Origin of the sequence: Bacillus sp. 0209A (genome assembly GCF_036765095.1) — a bacterium.
Classification (GTDB): domain Bacteria; phylum Bacillota; class Bacilli; order Bacillales; family Bacillaceae; genus Bacillus; species Bacillus subtilis_G.
In genome coordinates this window covers 830,582-847,475 of the sequence record NZ_JBAIZV010000001.1, presented here as the reverse complement: position 1 = coordinate 847,475, position 16,894 = coordinate 830,582, and the positions used below count along the sequence as shown (strand labels likewise).

Below are 16,894 nucleotides of genomic sequence, written 5' to 3'. Positions count from 1 at the left end.
GAGTGATACGGGTGACACGCCTATTAGAAGTAAAAGATTTAGCGATTTCATTTAAAACATATGGCGGAGAGGTTCAGGCGATCCGCGGGGTGAATTTCCATCTGAATAAGGGAGAGACACTGGCTATCGTCGGAGAATCAGGTTCCGGAAAAAGTGTGACCTCTCAAGCGATCATGAAGCTGATTCCAATGCCTCCGGGTTATTTTAAGCGCGGTGAGATCTTGTTTGACGGAAAGGATCTGGTGCCGCTTTCCGAAAAAGAGATGCAGAATGTCCGTGGAAAAGATATCGGGATGATATTCCAGGATCCGATGACCTCTTTAAATCCGACGATGAAAGTTGGCAAACAAATTACCGAAGTGCTGTTTAAACACGATAAGATTTCCAAGGAAGCGGCGAAAAAACGCGCAATCGAACTGCTGGAGTTAGTCGGTATCCCGATGCCGGAAAAACGGGTCAATCAATTTCCGCACGAATTTTCAGGCGGAATGAGACAGCGGGTTGTCATTGCCATGGCCCTTGCGGCGAATCCGAAGCTTCTGATCGCCGATGAGCCGACAACCGCTCTTGATGTAACGATACAAGCGCAAATTCTCGAATTGATGAAGGATTTGCAAGAGAAAATTGACACATCCATCATCTTTATCACACACGATCTTGGTGTTGTGGCCAACGTTGCTGACCGGGTCGCTGTCATGTATGCGGGACAGATTGTAGAAACCGGTACGGTCGACGAGATTTTCTACGATCCGAGACATCCGTATACGTGGGGGCTTCTTGCATCTATGCCAACACTGGATAGTTCAGGAGAAGAACAGCTGACTGCAATCCCGGGCACGCCGCCTGATTTAACAAACCCTCCAAAAGGAGATGCTTTTGCGCTGCGGAGCTCTTACGCGATGAAAATCGATTTTGAACAGGAGCCGCCAATGTTTAAGGTGTCCGATACTCATTATGTCAAATCTTGGCTGCTTCATCCCGACGCGCCAAAGGTAGAGCCGCCTGAAGCGGTAAAAGCGAAAATGCGTAAGCTGGCAAATACGTATGAAAAACCTGTCTTAGTGAGAGAAGGTGAATAAATTGACTGAGAAACTATTAGAAATCAATCATTTAAAACAGCACTTTGTCACGCCAAAAGGAACGGTTAAGGCTGTAGACGATTTGTCATTTGATATCTATAAAGGTGAAACGTTAGGGCTGGTTGGTGAATCTGGCTGCGGTAAATCGACAACAGGCCGAAGTATTATCCGGCTGTACGAGGCAACCGATGGCGAGGTGCTGTTTAATGGCGAAAATGTGCACGGGAAAAAATCACGGAAAAAGCTGCTGGAATTCAACCGCAAAATGCAGATGATTTTCCAAGACCCATATGCATCCCTGAATCCGAGAATGACAGTTGCTGATATTATTGCTGAAGGCCTCGATATTCATAAGCTGGCGAAAACGAAAAAAGAGCGGATGGAGCGGGTTCACGAGCTCTTGGAAACAGTCGGATTAAACAAGGAGCACGCAAACCGCTACCCTCATGAATTTTCCGGCGGCCAGCGCCAAAGAATCGGGATTGCCAGAGCTCTTGCCGTTGATCCGGAATTTATTATCGCGGATGAGCCGATTTCTGCTTTGGATGTATCCATTCAGGCGCAGGTCGTGAATTTAATGAAAGAACTGCAAAAAGAAAAAGGGCTCACATATCTGTTTATTGCCCACGATTTATCGATGGTCAAATACATCAGCGACCGCATCGGAGTGATGTATTTCGGCAAACTTGTTGAGCTTGCGCCGGCAGATGAGCTTTATGAAAATCCGCTTCACCCATATACAAAGTCATTGCTTTCGGCGATTCCGCTTCCCGATCCGGATTACGAGAGAAATCGCGCCCGCCAGAAATACGATCCGTCTGTCCATCAATTAAAAGATGGGGAAACGATGGAATTCCGTGAAGTTAAACCGGGACATTTTGTGATGTGCACGGAAGCGGAATTTAAAACGTATTCATGATTCATCAATCCTTCAAGAGAAATCTCTTGAAGGATTTTTTGCGCAATCATAGAAAGTGAGAATCATAACATTTACAATTAGAGGAAAAAGCGGAGGCGAAATACGATTCAATTTCTGCATAACAAAAATGTTTTTGCGCTGCTGCTGTCTCAATCTCTTCAATCTTTAGCAGGAGTCCTTGTCACAATCGTTTTAATGGTCCGGGTCTATCAAATGACCGATTCCGTCTTTTTGGCGGGCCTTGTTTTATCGTTCATGTCGTTTGCGAGTATAGCAGCAAGCTTTTGCATCTCTGCGGTGCTTCGCAATCTCGGTTTTAAAAAGGTGCTTGCGGGCGCAAATCTGCTGAGAGCGGTCTTTGCGATACTGATGGCTTTTAGCGTCAGTCATCACGGGCAGGTTTTCTTTTGGATAACGCTGCTGTTTGTGTTCTTTTTTTCTTTCGCGGGCGCCTTTTTTCAGCCGGCAAGATTTGCGCTGCTGCCGATGATCGTGCCAAAAGAGCAATATGTGAAAGCGAATGGCGTGATCTCCCTCTCAAACCAGTTGTTTCTAACAGCAGGCTGGGGGCTGGGAGGCCTTCTGACGTATGCCGTACCTTTTGAACTCGTTGTCGGTGCAGCTATTTGCCTGTTTGTTCTTTCGGGGGCTTCGATTTGTTTGCTACAAGTAAATGAAGAAGCGGCTAATGGCACAGCTGAATCAGCATCTGCCAGAAGTATATGGAAGGATGTAATGGTCATTCCTATTGTAAGAGACATTACTCTAATGGACATAATAGAAGCTTTGGCGGGTTCTGTTTGGTCATCTGCTATTCTCCTCGCATTTACTGCGGCTGTTTTGCATGAAACAGAGGTGTGGTGGGGGATGTTTAACGCTTCTTATTTTATAGGTGCCATTGTGGGCAGCGTGATTGCCATTCGCTTTTCTGCTTTTTTTGAGCGGAAAATGGGGTTTGCCATTATGTTCAGCTCGCTAGTCATGTCGGTGCTGACCCTTTTGTTCTCATTTTCTCCCATCCCGTTTTTATGCGCTCTCGCTTGTGCTGCAATGGGGCCTTTTTATCAGGTGCGTGATATTGGCCAGGAAACCGTGCTGCAGGAGGTCATCCCGGAACAGAAGCGTATCGGGATCATGGCTGCCAAAAATGCGATTTTGACTCCTTGGTCAGGCGTCACCTACTCCATTATGGGGCTCATGGCTGATGCGGCTGGTGCGAAAACGGTTTTTATCACAGCTGCCGCACTATATGGCATGACCTTTTTTATCGCATTGGCGCAGCCCCGGCTGCTTCATTATAAGAGAGAAACCCGCACTCCATGAGACCTTTTTGCATACCCTTCACCATGAACCGAGCACCTGGCTGAAAAAAAATGAAACCAAGGCGGAAGTTCGTACGTCTTTATAGATGTAAAGCTGTTTAAACAAGAAGAAATGGGGTATATCTAAAAGTATGAAGACAATGAACTCATAAGGAGCAAATCAATGAACTGGTATGAAAAGCTTAGCGAGTACTTTCCAATTGAAGAAATGAAATCAAAAGCGCATATGGAAGCTCTTTTGAAAGAGCGGAGCGATGTTTATCATAAAGATGAAGGCAAACATCATATCTTAATGTTTGCGGAATTCGATTCTTTTATCTTCGTTGATTATCTGTATGTGTCTAAGGATGCAAGAGGGCAGGGGCTTGGCGGCAAATTGATCGCGAAGCTGAAAAAGAAAAATAAGCCGATATTGCTTGAGGTGGAGCCTGTGGATGAAGATGATGCTGATACAGAAAAACGCCTGAGATTTTATCAAAGAGAGCATTTCAACCATGCTCAGTCAATTGGGTACCGGCGCCGGTCGTTGGCTACGAATGAAGTAAACAAGATGGAGATTCTGTACTGGTCACCGAAAACAGAATCAGAAGAAGAAATTCTTGAAGCCATGAAACAGACATATGAAAACATTCATACTTATAAAGATGAGAAATGGTACGGGGAATCATACGAAAAAACGGATGAGGTCCTGGAACTCATTGATGAAGAAAAACAAAAAAATATTTTCGATCAGTTAGACTAATTGAGAATCAGAACATATCATTGAAATTAAAAATTTGCTGGATTGACACATTTTTTTCTTAGGATACTGTTCACACTTACTTTTTTATAGTATAATACCTATAAAGATTCCTTTTTTAGAGTAATTTCAATTTAAGAATAAAATAGATGTTCATCCTACTAATTAGAGGAGTGAAGATGAATGGTTACACTATATACATCACCAAGCTGTACTTCATGCAGAAAGGCGAGAGCGTGGCTGGAGGAGCACGATATTCCATTTGAAGAAAGAAACATTTTCTCTGAACCTTTATCAATTGATGAAATAAAACAAATTCTGCGAATGACTGAGGACGGAACAGATGAAATCATCTCCACCCGTTCAAAAGTATTCCAAAAACTGAATGTGAACGTTGAATCTATGCCGCTGCAAGATTTGTACAGCTTGATCAACGAGCACCCAGGTTTGCTTCGCCGTCCGATCATCATTGACGAAAAACGTTTGCAAGTCGGATACAATGAAGATGAAATCAGACGTTTTCTGCCAAGAAAAGTCCGCTCTTTCCAATTAAGAGAAGCGCAGCGTTTGGCAAACTAATAGATCATATCATCAAAAGAAGGCTGAGTCATCAGCCTTCTTTTATTTTTCAACCTGCTGATAATAAATACTCGCAAGAATGACAAACGCGACCGTTAAAATGGGGAGGAGCGTTTCGATTGCCCCGTGCTGCGCCATAAAAAATGACAGCTTTTTGTCCCTGACAATCATTTCTCCGCCTGTATAAGCAAGCAGCCCGCTTCCCGCGTAAATCAGGAGCGGTATTTTCTCAAGTGCAATGTGGATGAGTTTGCTGCCCCAAATAATAACCGGCACCGATACACACAAACCTATGATCACGAGAGAAAATTCACCGTGTGACGCTCCTGCAACTGCTATGACGTTGTCCAGCGACATAAAGAGATCTGCAAGCACAATCGTTCGTATCGCTCTCCACAGGGAGGTGCTGCTTTTGATGTGCTGCGTGTCTTTTTTTTCAATCAGCAGCTGATATCCTAAATACAGCAGGAAAATGCCGCCGGCGCACTGCAAGAAAGGAATGTTCAAAAGATATACCGCTGCGCTTGTTAATCCGATTCTCATGGCAACGGCGATAAATGTTCCGAGAAGAATGGCTTGCTGTCTTTGCTTGTCCGGCAAATTTCTGCTGGCCATAGCAATGACGACCGCATTATCTCCGCCCAGGATCAGGTCGATCCCCACAATGACAAGCAGAGAAATCAGATAGTCATGCTCCATGAATCGGCACCTCGCTTTCGTTCCATCGCTTGTACTACTACTATATGAGACGGGTTGTATTTTATGATATCAGCCGCAGATATGCCGTTTTTTGGGCAAAGGTGCATTTTTATTTCTTTTGCGGCGGTTTTATCATAAAATAGAAAGACAAAGGAATTCACACTGGCCTTGCTTCAAGGTTAAGATGTGGACGGAATGGGTAAAGTGTAGTAAAGTACTATTAATCGGGAGCTTAGATGTCCCTTCAACATCTTATATAGAAGGGAAGGTTGGCAAATGGAAATTGAAAGAATTAACGAGCATACAGTAAAATTTTATATGTCTTACGGAGATATTGAAGATCGCGGTTTTGACAGAGAAGAAATTTGGTATAACCGTGAGCGCAGTGAAGAACTTTTCTGGGAAGTCATGGATGAAGTTCATGAGGAAGAGGAATTCGCTGTGGAAGGCCCTCTTTGGATTCAAGTGCAGGCACTGGACAAAGGATTGGAAATTATCGTCACAAAAGCCCAGCTTTCCAAAGACGGACAAAAGCTCGAACTGCCGATTCCTGAGGATAAAAAGCAAGAACCAGCATCTGAAGATCTGGACGCCTTGCTGGATGATTTCCAGAAAGAAGAGCAAGACGTCAATCAGGAAGAGAAGGAGCAAAAGCTTCAATTTGTCTTGCGGTTTGGCGATTTTGAGGATGTTATTTCTCTATCTAAATTAAACGTTAACGGAAGCAAAACGACTTTATATTCGTTTGAGAACCGATATTATTTATATGTGGATTTTGGCAATATGACTGATGAAGAGGTTGAAAATCAGCTAAGCATCCTGTTGGAGTACGCAACTGAATCCTCAATCAGCATACACCGTCTTGAAGAATACGGCAAGCTGATTATTTCAGAGCATGCTCTAGAAACGATAAAAAAACACTTTGCATCATAAAAAACCGATTTCTTTTCAGAAATCGGTTTTTTTATGCGCTGATATGCCATTTTTGAGATGTGAAATCGAAAAACTGGCATACGTGTGAAACAGACAGCGAGCAGGAGTAGGTCAATATTTCCAGAAAGTATACCTCATCTGGAAAGGAGAGATGACAATTGTTTAGTGCTGTGACTGAAGATGGCCAAATGTTTCACCTTCTAGGCGCTCAGCGAAGCCAGAAATTAAAGCGGGGACGATTCTTCTGCCCGGTATGCGGGGGAGAGCTTGATGTAAAGCTTGGACTTCAAAAAGCGCCGCATTTCGCTCATAAACAGAACAAGTCCTGTTCGATAGAAGCAGAACCGGAAAGCGCCTACCACTTAGAAGGAAAAAGACAGCTATATGTATGGCTGAAAACGCAACAGGCATCTCCAGTATTAGAACCGTATCTTAAGAACATCAATCAACGACCCGACATCATGGCAAAGATCAAGAGGCGCATGCTTGCTGTTGAGTATCAATGTGCCACTCTTGCTCAAGATGTCTTTCAAAAGCGGACAGAGGGCTTCAAACAAGCAGGGATCATTCCGCAGTGGATTGTTGGAGGCAGCCGCTTAAAAAGAACATCGCCATCCTTTTATCAGCTAACCGCTTTCCATTGGCAGTTTATTCATGACCATCCTCACCGCGAGCTTTTATTTTATTGCCCCGAAACACGCTTTTTTCACCAGCTCAGCTCTAGTATACCGTTTTACACCAACCATTCTTTTTGCTCCGTACAAACTATTCCTATCCACCAGGCATCTGCAGGAGATCTCTTTTTTGCTGAATCTAAATCCTCATTGCGTTATGACAACTGGATGAAGGCTATTCATCGTTTTCGCCATAAACCCCATCGCTTCATCTCAAAAGAAACAAATCGCCTCAGGCTGCTGTTTTATGAGAAACGGCAGACGCCCCTTTCTTTTCTTCCGACTGAAGTGTTTGTCCCTGTTACAAAAGGGGCCGTTTTTAGAAGTCCTGTTTTTGTGTGGCAGGGGTTTCTTTATCTGTTTATAACAGATCTAGGGCATAAACGCGCGCCAATTCGCTTTTCAGCCGTTTTACAGCAGTGCAAACTGCACATTCATAAACAGAACATTGCGCTCAGATACGAATGCAGCGAAGATTGTCTTTCTGAAGCCGTTAAACAGTACATTGATTTTTTGTGCAAGAAGGGATTTTTAAGGGAGACTCAGAAAGAAGTATATATGCTGAATCAGCCTGCAGAGGGCGGACGCTCATTACAGGAACTCTTAGAAAGAGACCGCAGCTGTTTTATAGAATGAGTTTGTCTCATTTGGCTCACCCTAAGACAAAAGGTGGTGGGCTGGCTTTGAGAGGCACAAAAGGAAAGGTTTTTCGAGTTTTTATTGCTTTTTTGGCATTCGTTCTCTTCATTACTGCATATGATTTGACAAAAGGCAGTGAAAAACCGGAAGATATTCACAACGCAAGTTTATTGAGAAACAGCGGTTTTTTCAATTGGCTTGAATCAAAGAAAACAAGGGGGATCACCATGGCTGAGGAAAAAAAAGCAAACCAACTGCCTGACAGAAGTGAGGTAAAGGCAGAAGACACATGGAGACTAGAGGATATTTTTCCTAATGATGAGGCCTGGAATAAAGAATTTCAAGCTGTAAAAGAATTAATTCCGAATTTATCTAAGTATAAAGGGAAGCTGGCAGATTCAGCCGATCATTTATACGAGGCTCTTACGTTTCAAGATAAAGTGATGGAGCGGCTGGGCAGGCTGTACACATATGCGCATATGCGCTCTGACCAAGATACCGGGAATTCCTTTTATCAGGGGCTGAATGACAAGGCGGGAAACCTGTATACACAGGCCGCAAGCGCAACAGCTTATTTGGTTCCGGAAATTTTATCCATAGAAGAAGACAAACTGCAGCAGTTTATTCTTGAAAAAGAAGAACTGAAATTGTACTCCCATGCGATTGAGGAGATTACAAAGGAACGCCCGCACGTGCTGAGCGAGAAGGAAGAAGCGCTGCTTGCTGAAGCTTCTGATGTACTAGGTTCATCTTCCAATACGTTCAGCGTGTTAAATAATGCCGAGATTACATTTCCGTCCATTAAAGATGAAGAGGGAAATGAAAAGCAGATTACTCACGGCAATTTTATTAATTTCTTAGAAAGTGAAAACCGTGAAGTCCGCAAAAATGCATTTGACGCAGTATATAAAACATACGGACAATATAAAAACACAATGGCCACGACGCTAAGCGGCACTGTGAAAAAGGACAACTTCTACGCGAGAGTGAAGAAGTACAAGTCAGCGCGTGAAGCTGCGCTTTCTAACAACAGTATTCCTGAGGAAGTATACGACAACCTCATCAAAACGATTGATAAGCATTTGCCGCTCCTGCACCGTTATATCGCGCTGAGAAAGAAAGTGCTTGAGCTTGATGAAGTGCATATCTATGATCTGTATACACCGCTTGTGAAGGATGCGGGGATGAAGGTCACGTACGAGGAAGCAAAAGATTACATGCTGAAAGGTCTGGCGCCTTTAGGAGAAGAATACGCCTCCATTTTAAAAGAAGGGCTGGAAAACCGCTGGGTCGACATTTATGAAAATAAAGGCAAACGCAATGGCGCTTATTCATCTGGATCTTACGGAACGAATCCGTATATTTTGATGAACTGGCATGATAACGTCAATAATCTCTTTACGCTCGTGCACGAGTTCGGCCATTCCGTACACAGCTACTATACGAGAAAGCATCAGCCATATCCATACGGCAATTACAGCATCTTTGTCGCGGAAGTTGCATCTACGACAAACGAAGCGCTTCTTGGCGAATATCTGCTGAACAATTTAGACGATGAAAAACAGCGCTTATATATTCTCAACCATATGCTTGAAGGCTTCAGAGGAACGGTCTTCAGACAAACGATGTTTGCTGAATTTGAACATCTGATCCATACAAAGGCGCAAGAAGGGGAGCCGCTTACCCCTGAGCTTCTGACGAATGTTTATTACGACCTGAATAAAAAGTATTTCGGAGACGGCATGGTGATTGATAAGGAAATCGGCCTTGAATGGTCGCGGATTCCGCACTTCTATTACAATTACTATGTGTATCAGTACGCGACGGGATACAGCGCTGCCCAAGCGTTAAGCAGCCAGATTTTGAAGGAAGGAAAGCCGGCGGTTGACCGTTATATTGACTTCCTGAAAGCGGGAAGCTCACAATACCCGATTGATGTTCTGAAAAAAGCGGGCGTTGATATGACATCTCCAGAGCCAATCGAAGCTGCGTGCAAAATGTTTGAAGAAAAACTTGATGAAATGGAAGAGCTGCTGATGAAAGTCAAGCAGTCTTAAAAAAGAAGCCTGTGCAGAAATATGCACAGGCTTTTTTAAAACCCTTTAAAGGTTTTACGGTGGTTCAGGCGGTAGAGGGTAAACAAAATAGACAGAAACAGCAGAGGAGAGGTAATATAAAGCGGCAGCATCTGCATCATACCTAGTATATTCAAACAGAAAAAAATGGCTATGCACACAATTGAGATAACAGTATACATGATAGCGTTCCTCCTCGTCCTTTTTCCTTATTAGGATATGAGTGAATGTACTCCGTTATGTTTTGTGACAAAAATATGAACATTAAGCATAGAGGTTGCCAAAGTTCGACATCTTTTGTTATCATAAGGATGTGAAATTGATCACAAACAAACATTACCCCTTTGTTTGACCGTGAAAAATTTCTCCCATCCCCTTTGTTGTCGTTAAGACATATGAAACCGCGCTTATCCCGGCGCGGTTTCTTTAGTGTTATGAATAGAACGTACGTTTGGTTAAGGGCGCAAAAAAACAGCCTCAAGCATATATACGCCTGCGGCTATTTTTCACATGATTGATATTCATCAGAATAAGTGCTGAGAGACTTCCAAAACATTCCGTGTTTGGCCTCCACTTTGGCAACCTTTTTAGCAAACGCCAATTTTTTCATTTCTTTTTCCACCTCTTCAAGGCTCAGGTCATATACCAGAGCAATCTCCTTTGAGGCAACGAAGCGGAAATATTCAATAAAACATTCCAGAGGCGGTGTTTCCGATGGCTTCGGCTCGTCGCCAAGCATCTCAAATAAGATTTCTTCATATACATTATACGAATAGCTGCCGGGTACTTTAAGTCCTTCGTCCTCATGCTGCGTATTGAAAAACGTCAGTGTCGGATTAACGGAAACATCCATCTCAGCGGCGATTTTCATGTCGCATTGAAGCGCCTTGACCGCGCTTTGAGAATGTAGATCGTTTTTGAATTCTTCAAGATCGAGACTCGTTTTTTCCGCAATTTCCAAAAGCACGTTTTCATTCGTAATATTTTTCTTTGAAACAAACAGACTCTCCTGCATATTTCTCAGAAATTGCATGCCGGCTTTTCTTCCTTGCAGTTCGGCTGCTTTAAAAGCGAGAGCAGCCATATAAGGCGATGAAAGAGGGTGGTCTTGCTCGAGCCAGACATTGCCGTCACACGACATGCCGGAGCGGCTCGCGATCTTTTCCCAAGCCTCTGCAAGAAGATGCTTTTTCCGTTTCTTATTTAACGCGGTAAGGCTTGCTGAAGCGATAATGCGTAAGGTGAAAAAACGTCCGTATCTGATTTTTAGCTTTTTCATGACGGGCTCTAAGGACCAGCATTCTGGACATAAAGGGTCTACAAACATATAAATTTCAAGCGGTTTTTTTGGATGGCCGTGACAATGGGCGAAGTATTGCTCATGCTGAAAGTTTGTCAAGATGATCGATCCTCCGCTTCCGTTTGATTCACCATATGCCTTGCGGTCAATTCCAGCCGGCCAAACAAAAACTCACGAATATCGCCCTCGAGCCCTACATGGTCCATTGCGTCATTCATACAGCTGAGCCACGCATCAGCTCTCTCGTTTGTAATTGGAAAGGGAAGATGCCTTGCTCTGAGCATGGGGTGGCCGTGTTCCTCAGTATAAAGCGGAGGACCGCCTAGATACTGAGTCAAAAATTGCTTCTGTTTCCTGGCGGTTTCTGTTAAATCGCTCGGAAAAATCGGCTTCAGCAAAGGATGAGACGCGACACGCTCATAAAAAGTATCAACAAGTTGCGATAGAAGTTCCTCTCCAATCGCTTCATAAGGTGCGTTAAACGATTGTCCCATGTTGACTACTCCTTTAAATATGGCTAATAGGAATCATAAATCCTATTGCAAAAAGTAATTTTATATAGTACATCATTTCATCTATGATTTATTTTAGCAACAAGGCATCATTTCTACAAACAAACTGCCTTTTATGCGTTTGTTAACAAGTTTCGGCTTACAGCCGAGGTTTGTATTTCATATCATATCACATAAAAATCAGGAATGCGTAGGATTTCACTTCGCAAAAAAACCAGAGGGCAAGAGCCGCTCTGGTTATGCGTAATAAGCTGAAGTTATTTTTTTTACATAGTTTTGCGTTTCTTTGAAGGGAGGAATGCCTCCGTATCGGTCAACATTTCCCGGTCCGGCGTTGTAAGCCGCTAATGCCATAGACACATTGCCGTCGTATTTATTCAGCATTTGTTTTAAATATTTCGTTCCGCCCTCTACATTTTGCTGCGGATCCAGTGGATTGGAAACGCCAAGTGAGCTTGCCGTTGACGGCATCAGCTGCATTAAGCCAAGCGCCCCTGCTCCGCTGACAGCTTTTGTATTAAAGCCTGATTCCTGCTTGATGACGGCACGGATTAGTTTTTCATCGACACCATATTTATCAGCGGCTTTTTTAATCGCGCTGTCAATGGAGAAGTCTCCCGAACTGATCTGTTTTGTTTCTTGTTTGTTTGAAGAAAATTCTGCAGCAGCTGTTTCTGTGCCCTCTGACGCTTTTGTGATATAACCCGAATGGCTGTTTGTATATGAGTGAAGCCCATAAGCTGAAAGCAGTGACGGCGCTGTTGAAGAAGCGCTGTTCAGCAGGCTGAGCGGGTTTGACGATGCAGAAGATGCTGGTGATTGCTGATTCGTTAGTCCGTTTGTATATTGGCTGAGCAAAGAGCTGAAGCTTGAGAGCGGGCTTTCCGCATCATTTTGAGTGCCTGTGCTGCGCGCATTAGATATGGACTGTAATGCCTGAAGCTGAAGTAAAGATGCCCAATTCGTTACGTTCACGATGTCATTCCACCTTATATAGACTTTCGTTTTTCTTCATAAAAACGCAAAATTTTATTTTTGGTTTCGCGCTGAGGAATGCTGTATTGCTGAAGCAGTTTCTCAAAGGCTTGTTGGCCCTCATGCCAGTCTGCCGCCTCAAATTCGATTTCAAAGTCCTCTTTATTTAAATATCGGCTGTGGTCTAAAACTATTAAGCCTTTTTCTGTTTCTTTTTCAGCACGGTTTGTTGCTAAAGATCCAAAGTATTGAATGGCGTCTGTGTTAATCTCAAGCTTGTGCAGCTGGTCCTTCACAGGGCCTTCGGGAACTGAAAAGCCAGCAAGATCTGATATCTCTGAAAGCCGCTGGTGCGTTTCCAGAAGCCCCACATCTGCAGGTTCTTTTAATGTCAGGACATATTCACCGTTTTTTCTGCGGATTCGAAGCGCAGCGTGTTTTTGTTTCAGCGAAAAGCTGTCTGTGTCAAAATAGTGATTGTTTTGGTCTGTAAAATCTTTTTCTGTCAGCTTGAGTGCTGAAGTTATTTTCTCAAATTCATGTTTGGTCAGCATGTTTTTAAATTCTATTTCAATTTCTTGGCTCATATTGTTCTTCCTTTCCGCCCTGTAAATCTTATTTTTACTATTATCTCTTTAGATGTTACGTTTATCAATATTGAGCTTGATATGATAAAATGAATCTGTACTTTTTTGAAAAAGGAGAGCATTATGCAAAACAGAATCGAAATCTTAAACGCAATATTATCGGATGATCAGCTTCGCCTTGCCTGTGAGGCAGAAGGAAATGAAGCGGAACGCAAGCCGTCAGGTCAAATGCTTGTTGATTCTGACCACTTTGCTTTTGTATACATACTTGAATTAGCAGATTCTTTTGAATATGTCATTATAAAGGAACATGTATGGCCGGAACTGAAGCGGGCCCATGCACAAAGAATTCCGGTTGTTTTAGAGGCGGGAGACGAATCAATAGAACTGGCTGGCCTGCATGAGGAACTGGAATATCTTTTAGAAAATATTAAAGATAATGTGAACTACGGAGAAGAAATGGAAGATAAAGTGAAACGCGTATTTTTATAGAAACTGGTTCGAATTGGGGGATGTATGATGGATGACAAACAATGGGAGCGTTTTTTAGTGCCGTACCGCCAGGCTGTCGAAGAGTTGAAAGTGAAGCTCAAGGGGGTTCGCACACTATATGAATACGAGGATGTCCATTCGCCGATCGAATTTGTGACTGGACGCGTCAAGCCTGTGGCAAGCATACTTGAAAAAGCGAGAAAGAAAAGCATACCGCTGCATGAAATTGAAACCATGCAGGATATCGCAGGCCTTAGAATCATGTGCCAATTTGTCGATGACATCCAAATCGTAAAAGAGATGCTTTTCGCCAGAAAAGATTTCACCGTTGTGGATCAGAGGGATTATATTGCGGAACATAAAGAGAGCGGATACCGGTCATACCATCTTGTCGTGCTTTATCCCTTACAGACGGTATCCGGAGAAAAGCATGTTCTCGTGGAAATACAGATCCGTACGCTGGCGATGAATTTTTGGGCGACCATTGAGCATTCATTGAACTATAAATACAGCGGAAACATTCCTGAAAAAGTAAAACTAAGGCTTCAGCGTGCTTCTGAAGCAGCTTCCCGGCTTGATGAAGAGATGTCGGAGATCAGGGGTGAAATACAGGAAGCTCAAGCTGCCTTTTCAAGAAAGAAAAAAGGAAGCGAGCAACAATAGTAAAGGGGAAGAAAAGCATGAAATTTGCCGTATCATCAAAAGGAGATCAAGTTTCTGATACGCTGAAAAGCAAAATACAGGCGTATTTATTGGATTTTGATATGGAACTGGATGAAAATGAACCGGAAATCGTCATTTCAGTCGGAGGCGACGGAACGCTTTTGTATGCTTTTCACAGATACAGCGACCGCTTGGACAAAACAGCATTCGTCGGCGTTCACACGGGTCATCTGGGGTTTTATGCCGACTGGGTTCCTCATGAAATTGAAAAGCTTGTTCTTGCGATTGCGAAAACGCCGTATCATACAGTCGAATATCCGCTTCTCGAAGTGATTGTGACCTATCACGAAAATGAGCGGGAAGAAAGATATTTAGCATTGAATGAATGTACAATTAAAAGCATAGAAGGAAGCCTTGTGGCTGATGTGGAAATCAAGGGGCAGCTCTTTGAAACCTTTCGGGGCGACGGCCTTTGCCTGTCAACGCCATCCGGCAGCACAGCCTACAATAAGGCGCTGGGCGGAGCGATTATCCATCCGTCTATCAGAGCGATCCAGCTCGCGGAAATGGCTTCTATTAATAACCGTGTCTTCAGGACGGTCGGATCGCCGCTGCTTCTGCCTTCCCATCATGATTGCATGATTAAACCGAGAAACGAAGTTGACTTTCAAGTGACGATTGACCATTTAACCCTTCTTCATAAGGACGTGAAGTCGATCCGCTGCCAGGTTGCAGCCGAAAATGTGAGGTTTGCGAGATTTCGTCCGTTTCCATTTTGGAAAAGAGTTCAGGATTCGTTTATCGGAAAAGGTGAATAGAAAGAGGACGTATCGTGGAACCATTTTTTATCAGAAAGAACATCACTTCCGCTGAAGACGGAATGACTGTAAAAGAATACGCGGGTAAACTGGGGATTTCGAAACGTCTGTTAACCGACATCAAGTTTGCCGGGGGTGACCTGCTGATCAACGGTGAACATGTAACGGTCAAATACGTTTTGCGAGAGGGAGATCTTCTTGTCGTGAAGTTTCCCGAGGAACAGGTGAGTGAGACGTTATTGCCAGAGCCTGTTCCGCTCGATATCTTGTATGAGGATGAGCATGTGCTTGTGATCAACAAGCAGCCTTATGTATCATCAATCCCCTCGAGAGAGCACCCATCCGGCAGCATTGCGAATGGAATGATCCATCATTATCAAAAAAACGGAGTGCGGGCGACAGTTCATCTTGTCACCCGGCTGGACCGGGATACATCAGGTCTTATGCTTGTTGCCAAGCATCGCTTTGCCCACTCGATTTTATCGTCAGCGCAAAAAAGCGGGCTTGTGAAACGCCGGTACGCGGCAGTGGTCCACGGGCGGATGACACAGATGGAAGGAACAGTCGATGCTCCGATTGGCAGACATCCTGACAGTATTATTGAACGGATGGTGACACCGGAAGGCCAGAAGGCTGTTACCCATTTTCATGTCACACACGCAACTGACGAGATCACATCGGTGACATTGCAGCTTGAGACAGGCCGGACCCATCAAATTCGTGTACATATGAGCTACCTTGGGCACCCGCTGTGCGGTGATACACTGTATGGCGGAACGAGACGGGAAATTGGCCGGCAGGCTCTGCACAGCGAGCAGCTTTCGTTTATCCATCCGCTGACACAGGAGAACATGGTGTTTCATGCTGCACTGCCTCAAGATATGAAAGAACTGATAAAAGGAGAGAATCCGTAATTCTCTCCTTTTATATTGGGCGAAATCTTGATTCGTCATAAGGCAGGGAGCTTGGAACAGAGACGGTCTCTAGTTCTGGAAAGCGAAAGCCTGTCAGTTTATTTCCGAATACGCAGCCTGTATCAATGTTGATGGTGCGATTGACTTTCCGGGGCTCTTTCACAGGTGTATGGCCGTATACCACCCAAGCGCTTCCACTATAGGATGCAGCCCAGTCACGTCTGACAGGTCTGCCGTCCGGATACGTTTCACCCGTCACATCGCCGTAAAGCACAAAGTCTTTCACCCTGCGGGTAAATTTTCCGATATCGTCAGCCTTTATGCCAGCATGGGCGACAACTAATTCTCCGTTATGTAAGATGTCGTAAAGCGGCGCCGTTTCGTACAGCTTCATAAACTGTTCGCTGACTGTTTTTCTTTCTTCTGTGGAAAGTTCTTCAAGCTCTGCCGCTGTTGTTTCGAGGCCATGCATCACTTTGACGGGGTTTCCTTTTAAGTAGCGGTACAGCTTATTGCAATGATTTCCCGGAACATAACGTACAGCGCCTTTTTCGTAAGCGCCGGCTACAAAGCGGATGACCTCTATTGATTTCGGTCCTCTATCAGTTAAATCTCCGGCAAAAACAAGCACCCTGCCTTCTTCGTGGACAGGCACTCCATTTTTCATTGTATAGCCAAGCTTTTGGATTAATGCCATCATTTCATCATAGCAGCCATGCATATCGCTGATTATATCGTAAGCCATGCGTGATCCTCCTTGCCGATTGTTTTATTTATTATGGAGCAAAGTGCTGTGAGTCATCACAGGCTTTTATGTGCAAATTATAGAAGAATTATTTTCTAAACAGGAATAAGACCTTTTTACTTTATTTTTTATCATCATCCTTGTTAAAATCGCGTTATGTTTTTTAAAAATGAGGTTTTGTTCTTTAATTGAGAACTGAAATAACCCTGACCTAAAAAGGAGGTTCTGAT

At 43.8% G+C, this 16,894-nt stretch carries 20 protein-coding genes; 13 read left to right on the top strand and 7 right to left on the bottom strand.

The window, feature by feature from the left end:
• Positions 1–2 precede the first annotated feature (2 nt).
• The 5 genes from oppD to spx all read left to right on the top strand — a co-directional run bounded on the left by oppD (position 3) and on the right by spx (position 4,638).
• The gene (gene oppD, locus V6D44_RS03740) at positions 3–1,079 is read left to right on the top strand and encodes an oligopeptide ABC transporter ATP-binding protein OppD (protein ID WP_087993436.1); all 1,077 of its coding nucleotides are present in this window, start codon (positions 3–5) and stop codon (positions 1,077–1,079) included.
• A 1-nt stretch (position 1,080) separates the two neighbouring features.
• Positions 1,081–1,998, top strand: a complete 918-nt coding sequence (gene oppF, locus V6D44_RS03735; RefSeq protein ID WP_087993435.1) for an oligopeptide ABC transporter ATP-binding protein OppF — start codon at positions 1,081–1,083, stop codon at positions 1,996–1,998.
• A gap of 105 nt (positions 1,999–2,103) precedes the next feature.
• Positions 2,104–3,321, top strand: coding sequence for an MFS transporter (locus tag V6D44_RS03730; protein ID WP_202328535.1), 1,218 nt, complete (start codon positions 2,104–2,106; stop codon positions 3,319–3,321).
• Between the two features lie 162 nt (positions 3,322–3,483).
• A complete protein-coding gene (locus V6D44_RS03725; RefSeq protein WP_087993433.1) occupies positions 3,484–4,062 on the top strand; it encodes a GNAT family N-acetyltransferase in 579 nt (192 codons plus the stop codon).
• A 180-nt stretch (positions 4,063–4,242) separates the two neighbouring features.
• Entirely contained in the window at positions 4,243–4,638 is a 396-nt protein-coding gene (spx, locus tag V6D44_RS03720; protein ID WP_087993432.1) for a transcriptional regulator Spx, read from the top strand.
• 42 nt (positions 4,639–4,680) lie between these two features.
• Here the strand turns inward: spx and V6D44_RS03715 are convergent, their stop codons facing one another.
• Positions 4,681–5,337 (bottom strand): TerC family protein, encoded by a 657-nt coding sequence (locus tag V6D44_RS03715; RefSeq protein ID WP_087993431.1) that lies wholly within the window; start codon positions 5,335–5,337, stop codon positions 4,681–4,683.
• Between the two features lie 184 nt (positions 5,338–5,521).
• Between V6D44_RS03715 and V6D44_RS03710 the strand changes: the two genes are divergently transcribed.
• From V6D44_RS03710 to pepF, 4 genes are all read left to right on the top strand, one after another.
• Complete coding sequence (locus V6D44_RS03710; RefSeq protein WP_120698858.1) at positions 5,522–5,647, top strand: hypothetical protein; 126 nt, start codon at positions 5,522–5,524, stop codon at positions 5,645–5,647.
• Positions 5,614–6,270 carry an adaptor protein MecA gene (mecA, locus tag V6D44_RS03705; protein ID WP_087993430.1) on the top strand — a complete coding sequence of 219 codons (657 nt, stop codon included), beginning with the start codon at positions 5,614–5,616 and terminating at the stop codon, positions 6,268–6,270. The genes V6D44_RS03710 and mecA overlap by 34 nt, the downstream gene beginning before the upstream one ends.
• 158 nt (positions 6,271–6,428) lie before the next feature.
• On the top strand, positions 6,429–7,580 hold the full coding sequence (locus V6D44_RS03700) for a competence protein CoiA family protein (protein ID WP_202328446.1): 1,152 nt from the start codon (positions 6,429–6,431) through the stop codon (positions 7,578–7,580).
• 230 nt (positions 7,581–7,810) lie between these two features.
• Positions 7,811–9,640, top strand: a complete 1,830-nt coding sequence (gene pepF, locus V6D44_RS03695; protein ID WP_202328445.1) for an oligoendopeptidase F — start codon at positions 7,811–7,813, stop codon at positions 9,638–9,640.
• A gap of 35 nt (positions 9,641–9,675) precedes the next feature.
• On the opposite strand, the gene V6D44_RS03690 is transcribed toward pepF, so the two are convergent.
• The 5 genes from V6D44_RS03690 to V6D44_RS03670 all read right to left on the bottom strand — a co-directional run bounded on the left by V6D44_RS03690 (position 9,676) and on the right by V6D44_RS03670 (position 13,032).
• Complete coding sequence (locus V6D44_RS03690; RefSeq protein WP_087993428.1) at positions 9,676–9,843, bottom strand: hypothetical protein; 168 nt, start codon at positions 9,841–9,843, stop codon at positions 9,676–9,678.
• A 314-nt stretch (positions 9,844–10,157) separates the two neighbouring features.
• Complete coding sequence (gene spxH / locus V6D44_RS03685) at positions 10,158–11,057, bottom strand: protease adaptor protein SpxH (protein WP_087993427.1); 900 nt, start codon at positions 11,055–11,057, stop codon at positions 10,158–10,160.
• Complete coding sequence (locus tag V6D44_RS03680) at positions 11,054–11,452, bottom strand: globin domain-containing protein (RefSeq protein WP_003239269.1); 399 nt, start codon at positions 11,450–11,452, stop codon at positions 11,054–11,056. Before V6D44_RS03680 ends, spxH begins: the two co-directional genes overlap by 4 nt.
• Positions 11,453–11,707: 255 nt before the next feature.
• A complete protein-coding gene (locus tag V6D44_RS03675) occupies positions 11,708–12,445 on the bottom strand; it encodes a lytic transglycosylase domain-containing protein (protein WP_333516277.1) in 738 nt (245 codons plus the stop codon).
• A gap of 14 nt (positions 12,446–12,459) precedes the next feature.
• A complete protein-coding gene (locus V6D44_RS03670) occupies positions 12,460–13,032 on the bottom strand; it encodes a CYTH domain-containing protein (RefSeq protein ID WP_333516276.1) in 573 nt (190 codons plus the stop codon).
• A 123-nt stretch (positions 13,033–13,155) separates the two neighbouring features.
• Between V6D44_RS03670 and V6D44_RS03665 the strand changes: the two genes are divergently transcribed.
• From V6D44_RS03665 to V6D44_RS03650, 4 genes are read left to right on the top strand one after another with little or no spacing between them, the layout of a single operon-like run.
• Complete coding sequence (locus V6D44_RS03665; protein WP_087993425.1) at positions 13,156–13,524, top strand: hypothetical protein; 369 nt, start codon at positions 13,156–13,158, stop codon at positions 13,522–13,524.
• Positions 13,525–13,551: 27 nt separating this feature from the next.
• Positions 13,552–14,187 (top strand): GTP diphosphokinase, encoded by a 636-nt coding sequence (gene yjbM / locus V6D44_RS03660; protein WP_087993424.1) that lies wholly within the window; start codon positions 13,552–13,554, stop codon positions 14,185–14,187.
• A 17-nt stretch (positions 14,188–14,204) separates the two neighbouring features.
• Positions 14,205–15,005 carry an NAD kinase gene (locus V6D44_RS03655; RefSeq protein WP_333516275.1) on the top strand — a complete coding sequence of 267 codons (801 nt, stop codon included), beginning with the start codon at positions 14,205–14,207 and terminating at the stop codon, positions 15,003–15,005.
• A gap of 14 nt (positions 15,006–15,019) precedes the next feature.
• Positions 15,020–15,919 carry an RluA family pseudouridine synthase gene (locus V6D44_RS03650; protein ID WP_333516274.1) on the top strand — a complete coding sequence of 300 codons (900 nt, stop codon included), beginning with the start codon at positions 15,020–15,022 and terminating at the stop codon, positions 15,917–15,919.
• Positions 15,920–15,929: 10 nt separating this feature from the next.
• Here the strand turns inward: V6D44_RS03650 and prpE are convergent, their stop codons facing one another.
• Positions 15,930–16,664 carry a bis(5'-nucleosyl)-tetraphosphatase PrpE gene (gene prpE, locus V6D44_RS03645; RefSeq protein ID WP_087993423.1) on the bottom strand — a complete coding sequence of 245 codons (735 nt, stop codon included), beginning with the start codon at positions 16,662–16,664 and terminating at the stop codon, positions 15,930–15,932.
• Positions 16,665–16,894 lie beyond the last annotated feature (230 nt).

What these genes read in the sequence shown, in the direction of transcription:
- V6D44_RS03725 (WP_087993433.1), top strand. Translation starts at nt 3,484, where the DNA reads ATGAACTGGTATGAAAAGCTTAGCGAGTACTTTCCAATTGAAGAAATG.
- spx (WP_087993432.1), top strand. Translation starts at nt 4,243, where the DNA reads ATGGTTACACTATATACATCACCAAGCTGTACTTCATGCAGAAAGGCG.
- V6D44_RS03715 (WP_087993431.1), bottom strand. Translation starts at nt 5,337, where the DNA reads ATGGAGCATGACTATCTGATTTCTCTGCTTGTCATTGTGGGGATCGAC.
- V6D44_RS03710 (WP_120698858.1), top strand. Translation starts at nt 5,522, where the DNA reads ATGTGGACGGAATGGGTAAAGTGTAGTAAAGTACTATTAATCGGGAGC.
- mecA (WP_087993430.1), top strand. Translation starts at nt 5,614, where the DNA reads ATGGAAATTGAAAGAATTAACGAGCATACAGTAAAATTTTATATGTCT.
- pepF (WP_202328445.1), top strand. Translation starts at nt 7,811, where the DNA reads ATGGCTGAGGAAAAAAAAGCAAACCAACTGCCTGACAGAAGTGAGGTA.
- V6D44_RS03680 (WP_003239269.1), bottom strand. Translation starts at nt 11,452, where the DNA reads ATGGGACAATCGTTTAACGCACCTTATGAAGCGATTGGAGAGGAACTT.
- V6D44_RS03670 (WP_333516276.1), bottom strand. Translation starts at nt 13,032, where the DNA reads ATGAGCCAAGAAATTGAAATAGAATTTAAAAACATGCTGACCAAACAT.
- V6D44_RS03665 (WP_087993425.1), top strand. Translation starts at nt 13,156, where the DNA reads ATGCAAAACAGAATCGAAATCTTAAACGCAATATTATCGGATGATCAG.
- yjbM (WP_087993424.1), top strand. Translation starts at nt 13,552, where the DNA reads ATGGATGACAAACAATGGGAGCGTTTTTTAGTGCCGTACCGCCAGGCT.
- V6D44_RS03655 (WP_333516275.1), top strand. Translation starts at nt 14,205, where the DNA reads ATGAAATTTGCCGTATCATCAAAAGGAGATCAAGTTTCTGATACGCTG.
- prpE (WP_087993423.1), bottom strand. Translation starts at nt 16,664, where the DNA reads ATGGCTTACGATATAATCAGCGATATGCATGGCTGCTATGATGAAATG.